Below are 13,201 nucleotides of genomic sequence, written 5' to 3' on the forward strand. Positions count from 1 at the left end.
GTGACCGCGCGGGGAAACAGGCGGGCACGACGGACGATCAGCGTTTAATGATCGTTTTCGTGGTAATGGTTTTCGTGATGACGATGGCGCGCGCATCCGCACGGGCAATGTTGCCGTGGGATTTCAAGACCGGGGAGATCAGGGAAATCAGCGCCATCGTTCGAGTCTACACAAAGCCGGTTGCCCGCACAACGGCCAACCGTGCGTGGACCGGCCGATTTCGCGGCCGATTCACGTGTTTTTCATCCCGGCCGCCGTACCGGCCGGCCATATGCGTGCAACGCGGCTTACAGCGCCGCCACCACCGCATCGCCCATCGCCGAGGTGCCGACCTGCTGGCAGCCCGGCGTCGCGATGTCGCCGGTGCGATAGCCTTGTTCGAGCACCGTTTTCACCGCGCGCTCGATCCGGTCGGCCTGCTCCGCGCGATTCAGCGAATAGCGCAGCAACATCGCGGCCGACAGGATCGTCGCCAGCGGGTTCGCGATGCCCTTGCCGGCGATGTCCGGCGCCGAGCCGTGCGACGGCTCGTACAGGCCCTTGTTGTTCTTGTCGAGCGAGGCCGACGGCAGCATGCCGATCGAGCCCGTCAGCATCGACGCTTCATCCGACAGGATGTCGCCGAACATGTTGCCCGTCACGATCACGTCGAACTGCTTCGGCGCCTTCGCGAGCTGCATCGCCGCGTTGTCGACGTACATGTGCGACAGCTCGACGTCCGCGTATTCCTTCGACACGTCGATCATCACGTCGCGCCAGAATTGCGACGTTTCGAGCACGTTCGACTTGTCGACCGACAGCAGCTTCTTCGCGCGCTTTTGCGCGGCCTGGAACGCGACGTGTGCAATGCGGCGCACTTCGGGTTCCGAGTAGCGCATCGTGTCGAAACCTTCGCGCGCGCCGGCGAACGGGCCGTCCGGTGCGGCGCGCACGCCGCGCGGCTGGCCGAAGTAGATGTCGCCGTTCAGCTCGCGCACGATCAGGATGTCGAGGCCCGCGACCAGCTCCGGCTTCAGCGGCGACGCATCGACGAGCTGCGGATAGCAGATCGCCGGGCGGAAGTTCGCGAACAGCTCGAGGTGCTTGCGCAGCCCGAGGATCGCCTGCTCGGGGCGCAGCGCGCGCTCGAGCGAGTCGTACTTCCAGTCGCCGACCGCGCCGAACAGGATCGCGTCGGCGTCCTTCGCCAGCTTCAGCGTCGCATCGGGCAGCGGATGACCGCTCGCCTCGTAGCCGGCGCCGCCCACCGGCGCGTGCTCGAGCTCGAACTTCTCGTCGAGGGCGTTCAGCACCTTGACCGCTTCGTTGACGATTTCCGGACCGATGCCGTCGCCGGGCAGCACTGCAATCTTCATGCGTTATTCCTGGACTGGGTAATGTGGGTGGCAGGTCGGCGAGCGCGTCACGCGCGCCCGCCCGCGGCCGAAATCAGCCGACCAGCTTGTTGTTGAGCCACGGCTGCTTCGCGAGCCGCTCGGCTTCGAACTGGCGGATCTTGTCCGCGTGACGCAGCGTCAGGCCGATGTCGTCATAGCCGTTCAGCAGACAGTACTTGCGGAACGCGGCGATCTCGAACGGATACTCGCGGCCGTCGCCCGTGCGCACGACCTGCGCCTCGAGGTCGATCGTCAGCTGATAGCCGTTGAACGCATACGTGTCGTTGAACAGGTGATCGACCTGCTGCTCGGTCAGCACGATCGGCAGCAGCCCGTTCTTGTAGCAGTTGTTGAAGAAGATGTCGGCGAAGCTCGGCGCGATGATCGCGCGGAAGCCGTACTGCTGGAGCGCCCACGGCGCGTGCTCGCGCGAGCTGCCGCAGCCGAAGTTCTTGCGGGCCAGCAGCACCGACGCGCCCTGGTAGCGCGGCTGGTTCAGCACGAAGTCGGGGTTCAGCGGGCGCTTCGAGTTGTCCTGGCCGGGCTCGCCGTGGTCGAGGTAACGCCATTCGTCGAACGCGTTCGGGCCGAAGCCCGTGCGCTTGATCGACTTCAGGAACTGCTTCGGGATGATCGCGTCGGTGTCGACGTTCTCGCGATCGAGCGGCGCCACGACGCCGGTATGCACATTGAATTTTTCCATGATCCGTCTATCCGGTTGAAGGGCCGGCATGCCTGGCCGGCGCACATCGACAATATTTCGGCGGGCATCAGTCCGCGGCGCGCTGCAGCGCGTTGCCGGCGGCGTTGACGTCCTGGCCGAAGCCTCGGACGGTGTTGCAGCCCGTCAGGCCGAAGCCGAGCCCGACGAGCGCCAGCGCGGCAAGCACGCGCACGATACGTTGCGATGCCTTCACGCGTTACCCCAGCTTGCGAATGTCGACGAAATGGCCTTCGATCGCCGCCGCCGCCGCCATCGCGGGGCTCACGAGGTGCGTGCGGCCGCCCGCGCCCTGCCGGCCTTCGAAGTTGCGGTTCGACGTCGACGCGCAGCGCTCGCCCGGCTCGAGCCGGTCGGCGTTCATCGCGAGGCACATCGAGCAGCCGGGCTCGCGCCATTCGAAGCCCGCGTCGGTGAACACCTTGTCGAGCCCTTCGCGCTCGGCCTGCGCCTTCACGAGGCCCGAGCCCGGCACGACCATCGCGAGGCGCACGTTCGGTGCGATGCGGCGGTTCAGCTTCTTCACGACGTACGCGGCCGCGCGGATGTCCTCGATGCGCGCGTTCGTGCATGAACCGATGAAGATCTTGTCGACGTTGATCGACTCCATCGGCGTGTTCGGCTCGAGCGCCATGTAGGCGAGCGCGCGCTCCATCGCTTCGCGCTTGACCGGATCCTTCTCGCGCTCGGGATCGGGTACGCGCGCGTCGATCGACGTGACCATTTCCGGCGACGTGCCCCACGTGACCTGCGGGACGATCTCGGCTGCGTTCAGCTCGACCACGCGGTCGAACTGCGCGCCTTCGTCGGACTTGAATTCGCGCCAGTATTCGACCGCCTGATCCCATTCCGCGCCGGTCGGCACGAACGGACGGCCTTTCAGGTAGTCGATCGTCGTGTCGTCGACGGCAACCATGCCGGCGCGGGCGCCGGCTTCGATCGCCATGTTGCACACGGTCATCCGGCCTTCCATCGTCAGCGCGCGGATCGTCGAGCCGCCGAATTCGATCGCGTAGCCGGTGCCGCCCGCGGTGCCGATCTTGCCGATGATCGCGAGCACGATGTCCTTCGCGGTACAACCGCGCGGCAGCGTGCCTTCGACCTTCACGAGCATGTTCTTGCTCTTTTTCTGCAGCAGCGTCTGCGTCGCGAGTACGTGTTCGACTTCCGACGTGCCGATGCCGTGCGCGAGCGCGCCGAACGCGCCGTGCGTCGACGTGTGCGAATCGCCGCAGACGATCGTCATGCCCGGCAGCGTCGCGCCCTGCTCCGGCCCGATGATGTGCACGATGCCCTGACGCAGGTCGTTCATCTTGAACTGCGTGATGCCGAAGGCGTCGCAGTTCGCGTCGAGCGTGTCGACCTGCAGCTTCGAGACCGGATCGGCGATGCCGTGGCTGCGATCGGTGGTCGGAACGTTGTGGTCCGACACGGCCAGGTTCGCGCTGATGCGCCACACCGGGCGGTGCGCGACGTTCAGCCCTTCGAACGCCTGCGGGCTCGTGACTTCGTGCAGCAGTTGACGGTCGATGTAGAGCAATGCCGTGCCGTCGTCTTCGGTGTGGACGACGTGGGTATTCCACAGTTTGTCGTAGAGAGTCTGTGCCATGGGTATGCGGGGTCGTGATGACTACAAGCCTTGCGGGTGCGGTCGATTATGCCACGCGCAACGCGCCGCCGCGCAGTGCGGGCGCGAAAAACCCATTAAAAACAGTGGTTTGGCTGGTAGTGGCAATACCTGTATCGGGATTACCAGCCAAACCCGCCCACGCCCGGATCGCGACGCACCGGAACGCCCCGGTCTGCCTGCGCGCGATTCGCGCATACGACCGATTCACGCAGTTCGGCACGTCCCGTCTCGCCGAACCGGGAGCCCGCCGCGATGAAGCTCGGCATCCGCACCTCGCTCGCCCCGCCTCGACACCGAAGGCGCGCCATTCACGACGCTGTTACGCCACGGCACGCTCGATATCGAGCTGTACCGCGCGCGGCGACGACCGCCAAACGCCGCTTACGTGCGACGAGATCTACGCGATCACGGCGGACGCGTCGCGCTTCATTGTGCGACCGGCGAGAATGTGCAGTGGCACGCCAGCGACGTGCTATTCGTCCGCGCGTTCGCGCCGCACCGTTTCATCGGCTTCTCCAACGATCGCTCGACGTGGGTGTCAATCGACGGCCCAAACGGCGACACACGCGACATACCCACCCCCTACCACCCGCGCCTCACGCCGCATTCCTCCCAATCTCCTACACTGTCTATTCCCGACGAGCGGCGCACGGCCGCCCTTCCCGCCATCGCGATGCGCACGTCACGCGGCGCATCGCCCGACAGGAGCACCGGATGCGATACGAACTCTATTACTGGCCCGAAATCCAGGGCCGCGGCGAATACGTGCGGCTCGCGCTCGAAGCGGCCGACGCCGACTACGTCGACGTCGCGCGCGAAACGGGCCGCGGCATGGGCGTGTCCGCGATGACGCGGATGATGGACAGCACGAAGGCCGAATGCGTGCCGTTCGCGCCGCCGTTCCTGAAAGCCGGCGACGTAGTCGTCGGGCAGACCGCGAACATCCTGCTGTTCCTCGGCCCACGGCTCGGGCTCGCGCCCGACGACGAAGCCGGCCGGCTGTGGGTTCACCAGTTGCAGTTGACGGTCGCCGATTTCGTCACCGAAATCCACGACACGCATCACCCGATCGGCAGCGGCCTGTACTACGAAGATCAAAAGGCGGAGGCCGCCGAGCGCGCGGCCGATTTCATCGCCCACCGGCTACCTAAATTCCTCGGCTACTTCGACCGCGTCCTCGCGCAGAATCCACACGACAGCGGCTACATCGCGGGCGACGCGTTGAGCTACGCGGATCTGTCGATGTTCCAGCTGATCGAAGGCCTGCGCTACGCGTTCCCGAACGCGATGAAGCATGCAGCGCGCAAAGTCGGCGGCCTCGTCGCGCTGCACGACCGCGTCGCCGAGCATCCGGGCGTCGCGCGCTATCTGGCATCGGAGCGCCGCATCGCGTTCAACGAGATGGGGATCTTCCGGCACTACGCCGAGCTCGACAGCTAGCGGCGCATGCCGCGTCAGTCGCCGTAGCGATAGCGGTTGCGCATCGCGTCGAGCGGATTGCCGTCGGCCAGCACGCCGCCGAGGCTGTGGATCACCGCGCTCGCCGCGTTGATCGCCGTCTGCACCGCGCCCTCGATCCAGCCGCCCGTAAACGAGCAGCAGCAGCCGGCCAAGTAAATGCCACGGTCCGCCGACGGCTCGGCGGCCGTCTGGAACTGGTAGAACAGCGCCTGCGAATGGATGTCCTCGCCCGGATAGTTCAGCTTGAACGCGCCGAGCGCATAGCGGTCCGACAGCCAGTCGTGGCTCGTCACGTTGCGCGCGTAATCGTCGTCGAGCGGACGCAGGTGTGCGGCGAACGCCGGCGACACGACGGCGATCTCGGCCACGAGGCGCTGGAACCGCTCGACCTTGTCCGTGAGCGACAGGATCTTGTGCGAATCGTCTTCCCACGTGTAGCTGATCAGCACGACGCCGTGCGCGTCGCGATCGTCGGGCGCGTAGTCGAGGCAGTAAATACCGCGCGCCAGCGTGTCGGTCTGGATGTTGTGCGGCAGCCCGTGCTTGAGCCAGAACTTGTCGCGGGTCAGCACGAACAGCTTCGACGAGCTGACCATGTGCGTGTCGTTGATCGCGCGCACGACCTCGGGCGCGAACAGGTTCGCGATGCCGGTGATGCCCATGCCGACCTGCATCGCCCGCGTCGTCGTCGCGACGATCACGCGGTCGAACACCTGCGTCGTCCCATCGTCGAGCGTCAGCGCGAAGGTGCCGTCCGGCTGCTTCTCGACGCGCCGCACGGCCGCGTGCACCACCCGGTCGCGTACGCGCGCGGCTTGCCCGCCGTCGTCGAGCAACCGCTGCGCGAGCGCGAAGATGCCGGCCGGAATCAGCCGCTGGTCGACTTCGAGTTCGTTGACGACGATCCGCAGGATTTCGAGGAACGACGCGCGATAGACCGGCTGAAAACCGCCCGAGCCGATCCCGAGCGTGCCGAACAGCCGCAGGTCCTCGCTCCTGCGCCAGCGCACGCCGCCGGGCGGCGTCGCGCCCGTGAAGATCTTGACGATCGCCGAGTAGAACGACTCGTCGCCGAACCGGTCGATGTACTGCTGCCAGCCGCGACGCGCGTCGTCGTAGCAATGCGCGCGCAGCAGCGCCGTCAGCTCGGCCGGCGCGGGCAGCTGCGTGCCGTCGTCGAGCCGCACGCCGTCGCGTATGAACGCGCGCCAGCCGCGGTCGACGCGGTCGAACAGCGCAGGCGGGCGCTCGCCCGCGGGCCAGCGATACGCATGCCCCTGGTAATGGATCTCGGTATCGACGACACCCGGATCGGGAAACGTCGACGAGCTGTCGATGCCGAACCGCTCGAGATAGTGGTACAGCGCGGCCTGCGATGGCGGGAAACGCATCGCGCCCATTTCGGCGAGCAGGTGCGGATGGTCGGGATTGATCGACTGCGACAGCAGCCGGCCGCCCACGCGCGCCGGGTTCGCCTCGAACACGACGAGCTGCCGCGCACCCGCGCGCAGCAGCTCGCACGCGGCGACGAGGCCGCCCACGCCGGCGCCGACGATCGCGATCCGCGCGTCGCGCGCGCCATCCGCCGGCAGCGTGCCGAGGTGTCCGCCGGTGCGGGCCAGGAAGGCGCCGTAGTCGTACAGCGTGTCGATGTACGGCAGCGTGCGCGACAGGAATTCAGGAGCGTTCATGGGAGCGGGGTCGGTAAGGAGCGTGCGCGGCGCACGCGGTCACATCGGCAGCTGGATGCTGCCGAGCGGCGCGTCGGCATTGACGAGATCGACGCGCTTCACGTGGATGCGCAACGCGTCGTCGCGCACCGCCAGCGCGTGCGTGTACCAGCCGGCGAACAAGGTCTGCTCGTCGCGCCGTGTTTCGACGTAGTGAAACGGCGTGCGCAGCAGGTACGCGCCGTGATCGGGCTCAGCGCGATCGACCTGCGGCCGCTGCAGCAGATGATGACCGCGGCTCGCCGGCTGCTGCGAGAACGTGCGGCGCCCGCCGAGCCGCTCGATGCGGATGCGCAGCAGCAGCAGGTCCTCGTCCATCAGCGCGCCGTGCAGCTCGGTGTCGGGCTGATCCGGCGACAGCGGCATCCAGTAGCGCGCATCGTCCGCGTACATCGAGAGCCATTCGTCGTAGCGCCGCTCGTCGAGCAGGCGCGCCTCGCGATAGACGAACGCGACGAGCTCATCGTCACTGAATACGCGCATCGGCGGCCTCCTGCGTCGACGCGGGCGCGATGTAGCGCAGCCATGCGCGGAACTGGTTGCGGATCTGCTGCTCGCTGGTGCCGTTCGTCACGAACGTCGGCTGCGCGAACTCCTGCGGATCGAACAGACGACCGACGTGCACCCAGTCGCGCGACTGCGTCGCGAGCCCACGCTGCGCGCGCTCGTACATCTCGAGATCGTCGTGCGCGACGATCGACGTCGGCGCATTGATCAGGCGGTTGTACGCGAGCGTGCGCTCGAACAGCGAGTCCGGTGCGCCGACCAGCCGGAACGACCACGACTCGACCAGCGTGCGATCGACGGCAAGCGGCTTGAACACGCGCAGGATCTGGATCGGCCCCTTCACCATCGCATTCGGGAACAGCACGGTGTTGTGACGCACCTCGCCGAGAATGCGCGCGGCGCGCGCTTCGCCATAGGCGGCGACCATCTTCTCGTGATAGCCGGGAATCGGCGTATAGCGCGCATGGATCGAATCGGCGGTGCCGGTATGCCCGTGCCCGTTGGGCCACACGCGCAGCCCCATCTGCTCGAAGAACGCGTGCGGCTGGATGAACGGCTCGAGCAGTTCGACCGCCATCGGCTTCGCGTGCTGCGCGCCGTCGCGCTCCCACACGCGCACGGCCGTGCCGGCCGACGATTCGTGCGCGACCATCGGATGACAGGTGTCGGTCTGGTTCTCGACCAGCATTTTCCAGTTGCAGCCGTGCACGTAGCGGAACACGCCGCCGGCGACTTCGACGCGCCCTTCCGGCGAACGGTCGACCAGATTGTCGAGCGACGACAGCGCGTCGCCGAAATACGCGTGAAAATCGACGCCGGACGGGTTCAGCCGGCAGAACACGAAGCCGCGATGGTCATGCACCGCGCCGATCGCCTGCATCCCCTTGCTCGCCTCGCACGATGCGAAGCCCGTGTTCTCGTAGCCGCGCCGCAGCGGGATCGCGTAGAGGCTGCCGTCGGTCCGATACGACCACGCGTGATACGGGCAGCGGAAGAACGCGCCCGTGTTGCCGCACGCGTCCGTCACCAGCTGGGTGCCCTTGTGCGAGCAGCGATTGTGGAGCACCCGCACCGACCCTTCGTCGTGGCGCACCATCACGACCGGCTCCGCGCCGATCGTCGTCGTCACGTAGTCGCCCGTCCGCGGAATCTGGCTCGTGTGGCCGACGTAGACCCACGTGTTGCGGAACAGCTCGCGCATCTCCAGCTCGAAGATGCGCGGCGACAGATAGAGGTCCTTGTGCACCTCGGTGTCGCGCACGAGCGACGCCGGCTCGTCGATGAACGGTTGCGCCGTCATGCGTGCCTCCGGCTGCGCACGCGCGAACGCCGCGCGCCGGCGCGGCGCGCGGTGTCGATTGCTTTTGTTGTCATCTCTCAGGTTCTGCTTGATATGGCGCCCGGAAGCGCATGCGCGTGCCGCCGCACCGCGCGGCACGCGTCGTTGCGGGTAACGGTCAGCCCGTCACCGGTGTTTCGTGCAGCCGCAGCCAGCCGATGCGGCCGTCCGCATCGCGTTCGAACACGACGGTCGAGCGGCGCACGGTACGCCGGCCGGCTTCGTCGGTCTGCGTCTCGCGATACGCGATCGCCGCGCCGCGCTGCCATGCGCTCACTTCGTGCAGCTCGTCGATCGCGATGCGCAGGCCGGGCCGCGCGCCGTAGCCGCGCGAGAACAGGATGTCGATATCGGCGTAGTCGAGCGCATGGCCCTGCAGCGAGATCATCGAGAACGCGCGCGAGAAGCGCGCGAGCAGCGGCGCGAGCGCGTCGCGCGTGGCGCGGCCGGACAGCCATTGCTCGATGTCGACGTGCGCATCGATCACTTCCTGGAAATACGGGTTTGACGGATTCATGCCGGAACTCACGAACGTTGGGAAGCCGCGCGCGCGGCAGGCGCACGATGCGTGGCGAGGCGTGCGACGAACGGCAGCGGCAGCAGCGTCGCCAGCGCGGCCAGCCCGAAGCATTGCTGGTAAGGCAGCTGCGCGGCGCCGCCCTGCAGCGACAGCAGCAGGTTCAGCGCGCTGCCCAGCACCGCGACGCCGAGACAGAAACTCAGTTGCCGATTGATGTTCCACAGCGCGCTCGCGTCGCCCATCCGCGCGGCCGGCACGTCGACGAACGCCGCGCTTTGCGACGTGCTCGTGCACATGCTGGCGCCCAGCCCCATCGCGACGAACGCGAGCACGCGCCCGGCCTCGAGCGCGGCGAGCGGCGTCGCGAGCAGCACGATGCCGATCGCATCGATCGCGATCCCGCAGACGAACAGCGGTTTCGGCCCCCACTTCGGAAAGCAGCGGCGCGTGGTCGCGATCGCGGCGAACGACGCGATCGCCCACGGCACCATCAGCGCGCCCGTGTGGGTCGCACTGAGCCCGAGCGCGTTCTGCAGATACAGCGCGGCGACGAGGTTCACGCCCGTGAACACGCCGGGCACGCACAGATAGACGATCAGCCCGATGCGCAGCAGCGGCTGCGCGACCAGGCGCAGATCGAGCAACGGCGCCGCGGCGCGGCGCGCATGCAAGACATACGCGGCGCCGGCCGCGATCGCGATCGCGAGCGGCACGAGCGCGTCGCCGCCCGCACCCGGCTGGCCCGCGAACGTGAGCCCGAGCAGCAGCGCGACGAGCGCCGTCGCGCTCAACCCGAGGCCGCGAAAGTCCAGCGCGGGCGGCTTGCCGTCCGGCGCGTCGGCCGGCAGCCATGCGAACGCGAGCACGCTCGTGAGCGCGGCGAGCGGCAGCATCCCGAAGAAGATCGCGCGCCACGATGCGCGGTCCACGACCACGCCGCCGAGCGCCGGCGACAACGCGGGCACGAGCAGCGCGACCATCATCACGATCGACGTCAGATGCGCGCGCGCCTCGGGCGGATACGCGCGATACGCCATCGTCTGGCCGACGGGGATCAGTAAGCCGCCGCCGAGGCCCTGCACCAGCCGCCACGCCAGCAAGGCGCCGATCGACGCCGACAGGCCGACGCCGAGGCTGCCCAATGCGAACAGCAGCAGCGACGCGATCAGCAGCCGGCGCTCGCCGAAGCGCCGCGCGAGCCACGTGCCGAGCGGAATCACCACCGTGAGCCCGAGGACGTACGTGTTGCCGATCCACGCGAGCTGCGCGACCGACGCGTGCAGCTCGCGCTGGATCGTCGGATAGGCCGCGTTGATGACGAACATGTTCGCCAGGTCGATCGCGAACCCGAGCAGGTAGACGGCAGCGATTTTCGAGCGATCGGTCATGACGGCGGAAAACGTACGGAACGCCGCAGTGTAAGGTTCGGCGCGGCCGTCGATAAGACCGTCCGGGCGGCCACACTGGTCGAAAAATTTTGACAATCGAGGCACCATGTCGGTTTTCCGCCCAGCATCCGACACGCCATGGTGAGTCTCGATCGTTTCGCCGTCTTCCGCGCCGTCGTGGAAACGGGGTCGTTTACGGCCGCCGCCGCCCAACTGAATCAGGCGCGCGCCGCCGTCAGTTTCAACATCAAGCAGCTGGAGGCCGAGCTCGGCGTCACGCTGCTCGCGCGCACCACGCGGCGCGTCGAGCTGACCGACGCGGGCGAGCGCTTCTACGCGCGCTGCGTGCGCGTGCTGGAGGAAGCCGAAAGCGCGATCGACGACGCGCGCAGCGAGCATGGCGGGATGCACGGCGTGCTGCGCGTGACGTCGACGGTCGAGTACGGAACGATGGTCGTCGCGCCGGCGCTGCACGCGTTCATGCAGCGCCACCCGGCGCTGCGCGTGCGGCTCGAGACCCATGCGACTCAGGTCGACCTGGTGCGCGAGCGTGTCGACGTCGCGATTCGGCTCGGCCGCCTCGAGCAGTTCCAGGATCTGCCCTACCGCGGCGCGTGCCTCGCGACCTACGAGGTGCGGCCGGTGATCGCGCCTTCGCTGCTCGCCGAGGCCGGCCTGTCGCAGATCGGCTCGCCGGAGCTGCTTGCCCGGCTGCCGCAACTCGGCCATACGCGGCTCGAGCGGATCGCCACGTGGACGCTCACCGATCGCGACGGCAACCCGCATGCGTTTCGTCCCGGCGCGAAGCCGCGCGTGGTGGTCGACAACGCTTCGGTGCTGCGCGTGCTCGCGCGGCAAGGCAGCGGCGTCGCGCTGCTGCCCGAGTGGCTCGTGCGCGACGACCTTGCGAGCGGCGCGCTGGTCGATGCGCTGCCCGGCTACCGGTTTCCGCCGCAGGCCGTCTATGCGCTGTACCCGTCGACCGCACACGTGCCGCAGAAGGTGCGCGCGTGGGTCGACTTCATGAAAGCGTATCTGGCCTGAGCCGGCGCCGCATGCGCAGGCTCACGCGCGTGCCGCATCGTCCCGCAGCCGTGCGTCGACGCGTGCCGCGATCGCCAGCAGGCGGCGGTCGCCGCCCCACGGGCCTTCGAGCATGAGCCCGACCGGCAGCCCCGTTTGCGCGGAGCGGCCGGCCGGCAGCGACACCGACGGTACGCCGGCGAGCGACGCGGGCGAGGTCTGACGCGCGACGCGCGCGAACAGCGCCGCGTCCTGCGCGGCCGTCATCGCGGCGGTGGCGTCGAGCAACGGCGCCTCGCCCGGCACCGTCGGCATCGCGATGCAGTCGACCGGCGTACCGAATGCGTCGTCGTACCAGCGCACGATGCGCCGACGCCAATCGAGCGCATCGGCGTAGGACTGTGCATCGATCGGCGCGGATACGAACGAACGGAAGATCGCGCGGACGTCGTCGCTCGCGATCCGTTCGACGAACGTGTCGAACGGGATGCCGAGCCGTTGCGTCGCGAAACGACGCCAGTACAGGTTGGCCTCGAAGGCCGCAATCGGAAAGCCGCACGCTTCGCTCGCGTCGTGCAACTGCCGCGCGGGCAACGGCACGAGCGTCGCGCCGGCCGCCGCGCAGGACGCGAGCGCGCGTTCGATGCAGGCCGCGACGCCGGGATCCAGCTCGTCGAAATACGGCGCGGCCGGCACGCCGATGCGCAGCTGCGACCAGCCGGGTGCGGCGGCAATGCCGTCGTCACGCGTCAGCACCGCATCGAGCAGCAGCAGATCGTCGATGTGCCGGGCGATCGGCCCGACCGTATCGCGCGTGTGCGACAGCGACAGCACGCCGTGCGACGAATAGCGCTGCGCGGACGGCCGCAAGCCGTACACGCCGCAAAATGCGGCGGGAATGCGCACCGACCCGCCGGTGTCGGTGCCGAGGCCGAACGGAATGCCGGCCGCGACGGCCGCGGCCGTACCGCCGCTCGAGCCGCCCGCGATACGGCGCGGGTCGTGCGGGTTGCCGACCGTACCGAACTGCCGGTTGCCGCTCGTGATGCCGAACGCGAGCTCGTGCATGTTGGCCTTGCCGAGCGGCACCGCGCCGGCGTCGAGCAGGCGCCGGACGGTCAGCGCATCGTGCGTCGCGCGATAGCCGTTCACTGCCGGGCTCGCGCCGAGCGTCGGCATGTCGGCGGTGTCGAGGTTGTCCTTGATGACGAACGGCACGCCGGCGAGCGGCAGCGCGTCGCCCTGTGCGATACGCGCATCGATGCGCTCGGCCGTGCGGCGTGCGAGTTCGGCATCGACGTGCACCATCGCATTGAGCGGCGCAATGGCGGCGACGCGCGCGAGTGCATCATCGGCCACGTCGACGGCACGGCACGCGCTGTGGCGCACCGCGTCGGCAAGCCCGCGCACGCTCGCATCGGAAATGAAGGGAGAGGAAGAAACGCGGTTCGGCTGTGTTGTCATGTTGTGTGCTGGACGCGGAATCGATCGGGAAACGGGCGGCGT

14 protein-coding genes are annotated in these 13,201 nt (G+C 68.2%); 2 read left to right on the plus strand and 12 right to left on the minus strand.

What is annotated here, in order from left to right; all coding sequences use genetic code 11:
• Window positions 1–37 precede the first annotated feature (37 nt).
• The 6 genes from AK36_RS34215 to AK36_RS33690 all read right to left on the minus strand — a co-directional run bounded on the left by AK36_RS34215 (window position 38) and on the right by AK36_RS33690 (window position 3,993).
• A complete protein-coding gene (locus AK36_RS34215; protein WP_014725191.1) occupies window positions 38–157 on the minus strand; it encodes a hypothetical protein in 120 nt (39 codons plus the stop codon).
• A gap of 130 nt (window positions 158–287) precedes the next feature.
• Entirely contained in the window at window positions 288–1,355 is a 1,068-nt protein-coding gene (gene leuB, locus AK36_RS06950; protein ID WP_014725192.1) for a 3-isopropylmalate dehydrogenase, read from the minus strand.
• A gap of 73 nt (window positions 1,356–1,428) precedes the next feature.
• Complete coding sequence (gene leuD / locus AK36_RS06955) at window positions 1,429–2,079, minus strand: 3-isopropylmalate dehydratase small subunit (protein WP_011881755.1); 651 nt, start codon at window positions 2,077–2,079, stop codon at window positions 1,429–1,431.
• A gap of 67 nt (window positions 2,080–2,146) precedes the next feature.
• Complete coding sequence (locus AK36_RS06960) at window positions 2,147–2,293, minus strand: entericidin A/B family lipoprotein (RefSeq protein ID WP_011881754.1); 147 nt, start codon at window positions 2,291–2,293, stop codon at window positions 2,147–2,149.
• A gap of 3 nt (window positions 2,294–2,296) precedes the next feature.
• The gene (gene leuC / locus AK36_RS06965) at window positions 2,297–3,706 is read right to left on the minus strand and encodes a 3-isopropylmalate dehydratase large subunit (protein WP_011881753.1); all 1,410 of its coding nucleotides are present in this window, start codon (window positions 3,704–3,706) and stop codon (window positions 2,297–2,299) included.
• 140 nt (window positions 3,707–3,846) lie between these two features.
• Complete coding sequence (locus AK36_RS33690) at window positions 3,847–3,993, minus strand: hypothetical protein (protein WP_155121960.1); 147 nt, start codon at window positions 3,991–3,993, stop codon at window positions 3,847–3,849.
• 448 nt (window positions 3,994–4,441) lie between these two features.
• Here AK36_RS33690 and AK36_RS06970 point away from each other — a divergent pair, with 448 nt between their 5' ends.
• The gene (locus AK36_RS06970; protein WP_034195017.1) at window positions 4,442–5,167 is read left to right on the plus strand and encodes a glutathione S-transferase; all 726 of its coding nucleotides are present in this window, start codon (window positions 4,442–4,444) and stop codon (window positions 5,165–5,167) included.
• A gap of 14 nt (window positions 5,168–5,181) precedes the next feature.
• Here the strand turns inward: AK36_RS06970 and AK36_RS06975 are convergent, their stop codons facing one another.
• The 5 genes from AK36_RS06975 to AK36_RS06995 form a co-directional block, all read right to left on the minus strand.
• Window positions 5,182–6,879 (minus strand): flavin monoamine oxidase family protein, encoded by a 1,698-nt coding sequence (locus AK36_RS06975; protein ID WP_045578158.1) that lies wholly within the window; start codon window positions 6,877–6,879, stop codon window positions 5,182–5,184.
• Window positions 6,880–6,918: 39 nt separating this feature from the next.
• Window positions 6,919–7,401 carry an aromatic-ring-hydroxylating dioxygenase subunit beta gene (locus tag AK36_RS06980; protein WP_011881729.1) on the minus strand — a complete coding sequence of 161 codons (483 nt, stop codon included), beginning with the start codon at window positions 7,399–7,401 and terminating at the stop codon, window positions 6,919–6,921.
• On the minus strand, window positions 7,385–8,725 hold the full coding sequence (locus tag AK36_RS06985; RefSeq protein ID WP_045578159.1) for an aromatic ring-hydroxylating dioxygenase subunit alpha: 1,341 nt from the start codon (window positions 8,723–8,725) through the stop codon (window positions 7,385–7,387). Before AK36_RS06985 ends, AK36_RS06980 begins: the two co-directional genes overlap by 17 nt.
• A gap of 157 nt (window positions 8,726–8,882) precedes the next feature.
• Window positions 8,883–9,281 carry a hypothetical protein gene (locus tag AK36_RS06990; RefSeq protein WP_011881727.1) on the minus strand — a complete coding sequence of 133 codons (399 nt, stop codon included), beginning with the start codon at window positions 9,279–9,281 and terminating at the stop codon, window positions 8,883–8,885.
• An 8-nt stretch (window positions 9,282–9,289) separates the two neighbouring features.
• Window positions 9,290–10,672, minus strand: coding sequence for an MFS transporter (locus tag AK36_RS06995; protein WP_045578160.1), 1,383 nt, complete (start codon window positions 10,670–10,672; stop codon window positions 9,290–9,292).
• A 138-nt stretch (window positions 10,673–10,810) separates the two neighbouring features.
• Here AK36_RS06995 and AK36_RS07000 point away from each other — a divergent pair, with 138 nt between their 5' ends.
• A complete protein-coding gene (locus AK36_RS07000; RefSeq protein ID WP_045578161.1) occupies window positions 10,811–11,716 on the plus strand; it encodes a LysR family transcriptional regulator in 906 nt (301 codons plus the stop codon).
• A gap of 21 nt (window positions 11,717–11,737) precedes the next feature.
• Here the strand turns inward: AK36_RS07000 and iaaH are convergent, their stop codons facing one another.
• On the minus strand, window positions 11,738–13,159 hold the full coding sequence (gene iaaH / locus AK36_RS07005; RefSeq protein ID WP_045578162.1) for an indoleacetamide hydrolase: 1,422 nt from the start codon (window positions 13,157–13,159) through the stop codon (window positions 11,738–11,740).
• Window positions 13,160–13,201 lie beyond the last annotated feature (42 nt).

Origin of the sequence: Burkholderia vietnamiensis LMG 10929 (assembly GCF_000959445.1) — a bacterium.
Lineage (GTDB): Bacteria > Pseudomonadota > Gammaproteobacteria > Burkholderiales > Burkholderiaceae > Burkholderia > Burkholderia vietnamiensis.

What these genes read in the sequence shown, in the direction of transcription:
- AK36_RS34215 (WP_014725191.1), bottom strand. Translation starts at nt 157, where the DNA reads ATGGCGCTGATTTCCCTGATCTCCCCGGTCTTGAAATCCCACGGCAAC.
- leuB (WP_014725192.1), bottom strand. Translation starts at nt 1,355, where the DNA reads ATGAAGATTGCAGTGCTGCCCGGCGACGGCATCGGTCCGGAAATCGTC.
- leuD (WP_011881755.1), bottom strand. Translation starts at nt 2,079, where the DNA reads ATGGAAAAATTCAATGTGCATACCGGCGTCGTGGCGCCGCTCGATCGC.
- leuC (WP_011881753.1), bottom strand. Translation starts at nt 3,706, where the DNA reads ATGGCACAGACTCTCTACGACAAACTGTGGAATACCCACGTCGTCCAC.
- AK36_RS33690 (WP_155121960.1), bottom strand. Translation starts at nt 3,993, where the DNA reads ATGCCGAGCTTCATCGCGGCGGGCTCCCGGTTCGGCGAGACGGGACGT.
- AK36_RS06970 (WP_034195017.1), top strand. Translation starts at nt 4,442, where the DNA reads ATGCGATACGAACTCTATTACTGGCCCGAAATCCAGGGCCGCGGCGAA.
- AK36_RS06975 (WP_045578158.1), bottom strand. Translation starts at nt 6,879, where the DNA reads ATGAACGCTCCTGAATTCCTGTCGCGCACGCTGCCGTACATCGACACG.
- AK36_RS06980 (WP_011881729.1), bottom strand. Translation starts at nt 7,401, where the DNA reads ATGCGCGTATTCAGTGACGATGAGCTCGTCGCGTTCGTCTATCGCGAG.
- AK36_RS06985 (WP_045578159.1), bottom strand. Translation starts at nt 8,725, where the DNA reads ATGACGGCGCAACCGTTCATCGACGAGCCGGCGTCGCTCGTGCGCGAC.
- AK36_RS06990 (WP_011881727.1), bottom strand. Translation starts at nt 9,281, where the DNA reads ATGAATCCGTCAAACCCGTATTTCCAGGAAGTGATCGATGCGCACGTC.
- AK36_RS06995 (WP_045578160.1), bottom strand. Translation starts at nt 10,672, where the DNA reads ATGACCGATCGCTCGAAAATCGCTGCCGTCTACCTGCTCGGGTTCGCG.
- AK36_RS07000 (WP_045578161.1), top strand. Translation starts at nt 10,811, where the DNA reads ATGGTGAGTCTCGATCGTTTCGCCGTCTTCCGCGCCGTCGTGGAAACG.
- iaaH (WP_045578162.1), bottom strand. Translation starts at nt 13,159, where the DNA reads ATGACAACACAGCCGAACCGCGTTTCTTCCTCTCCCTTCATTTCCGAT.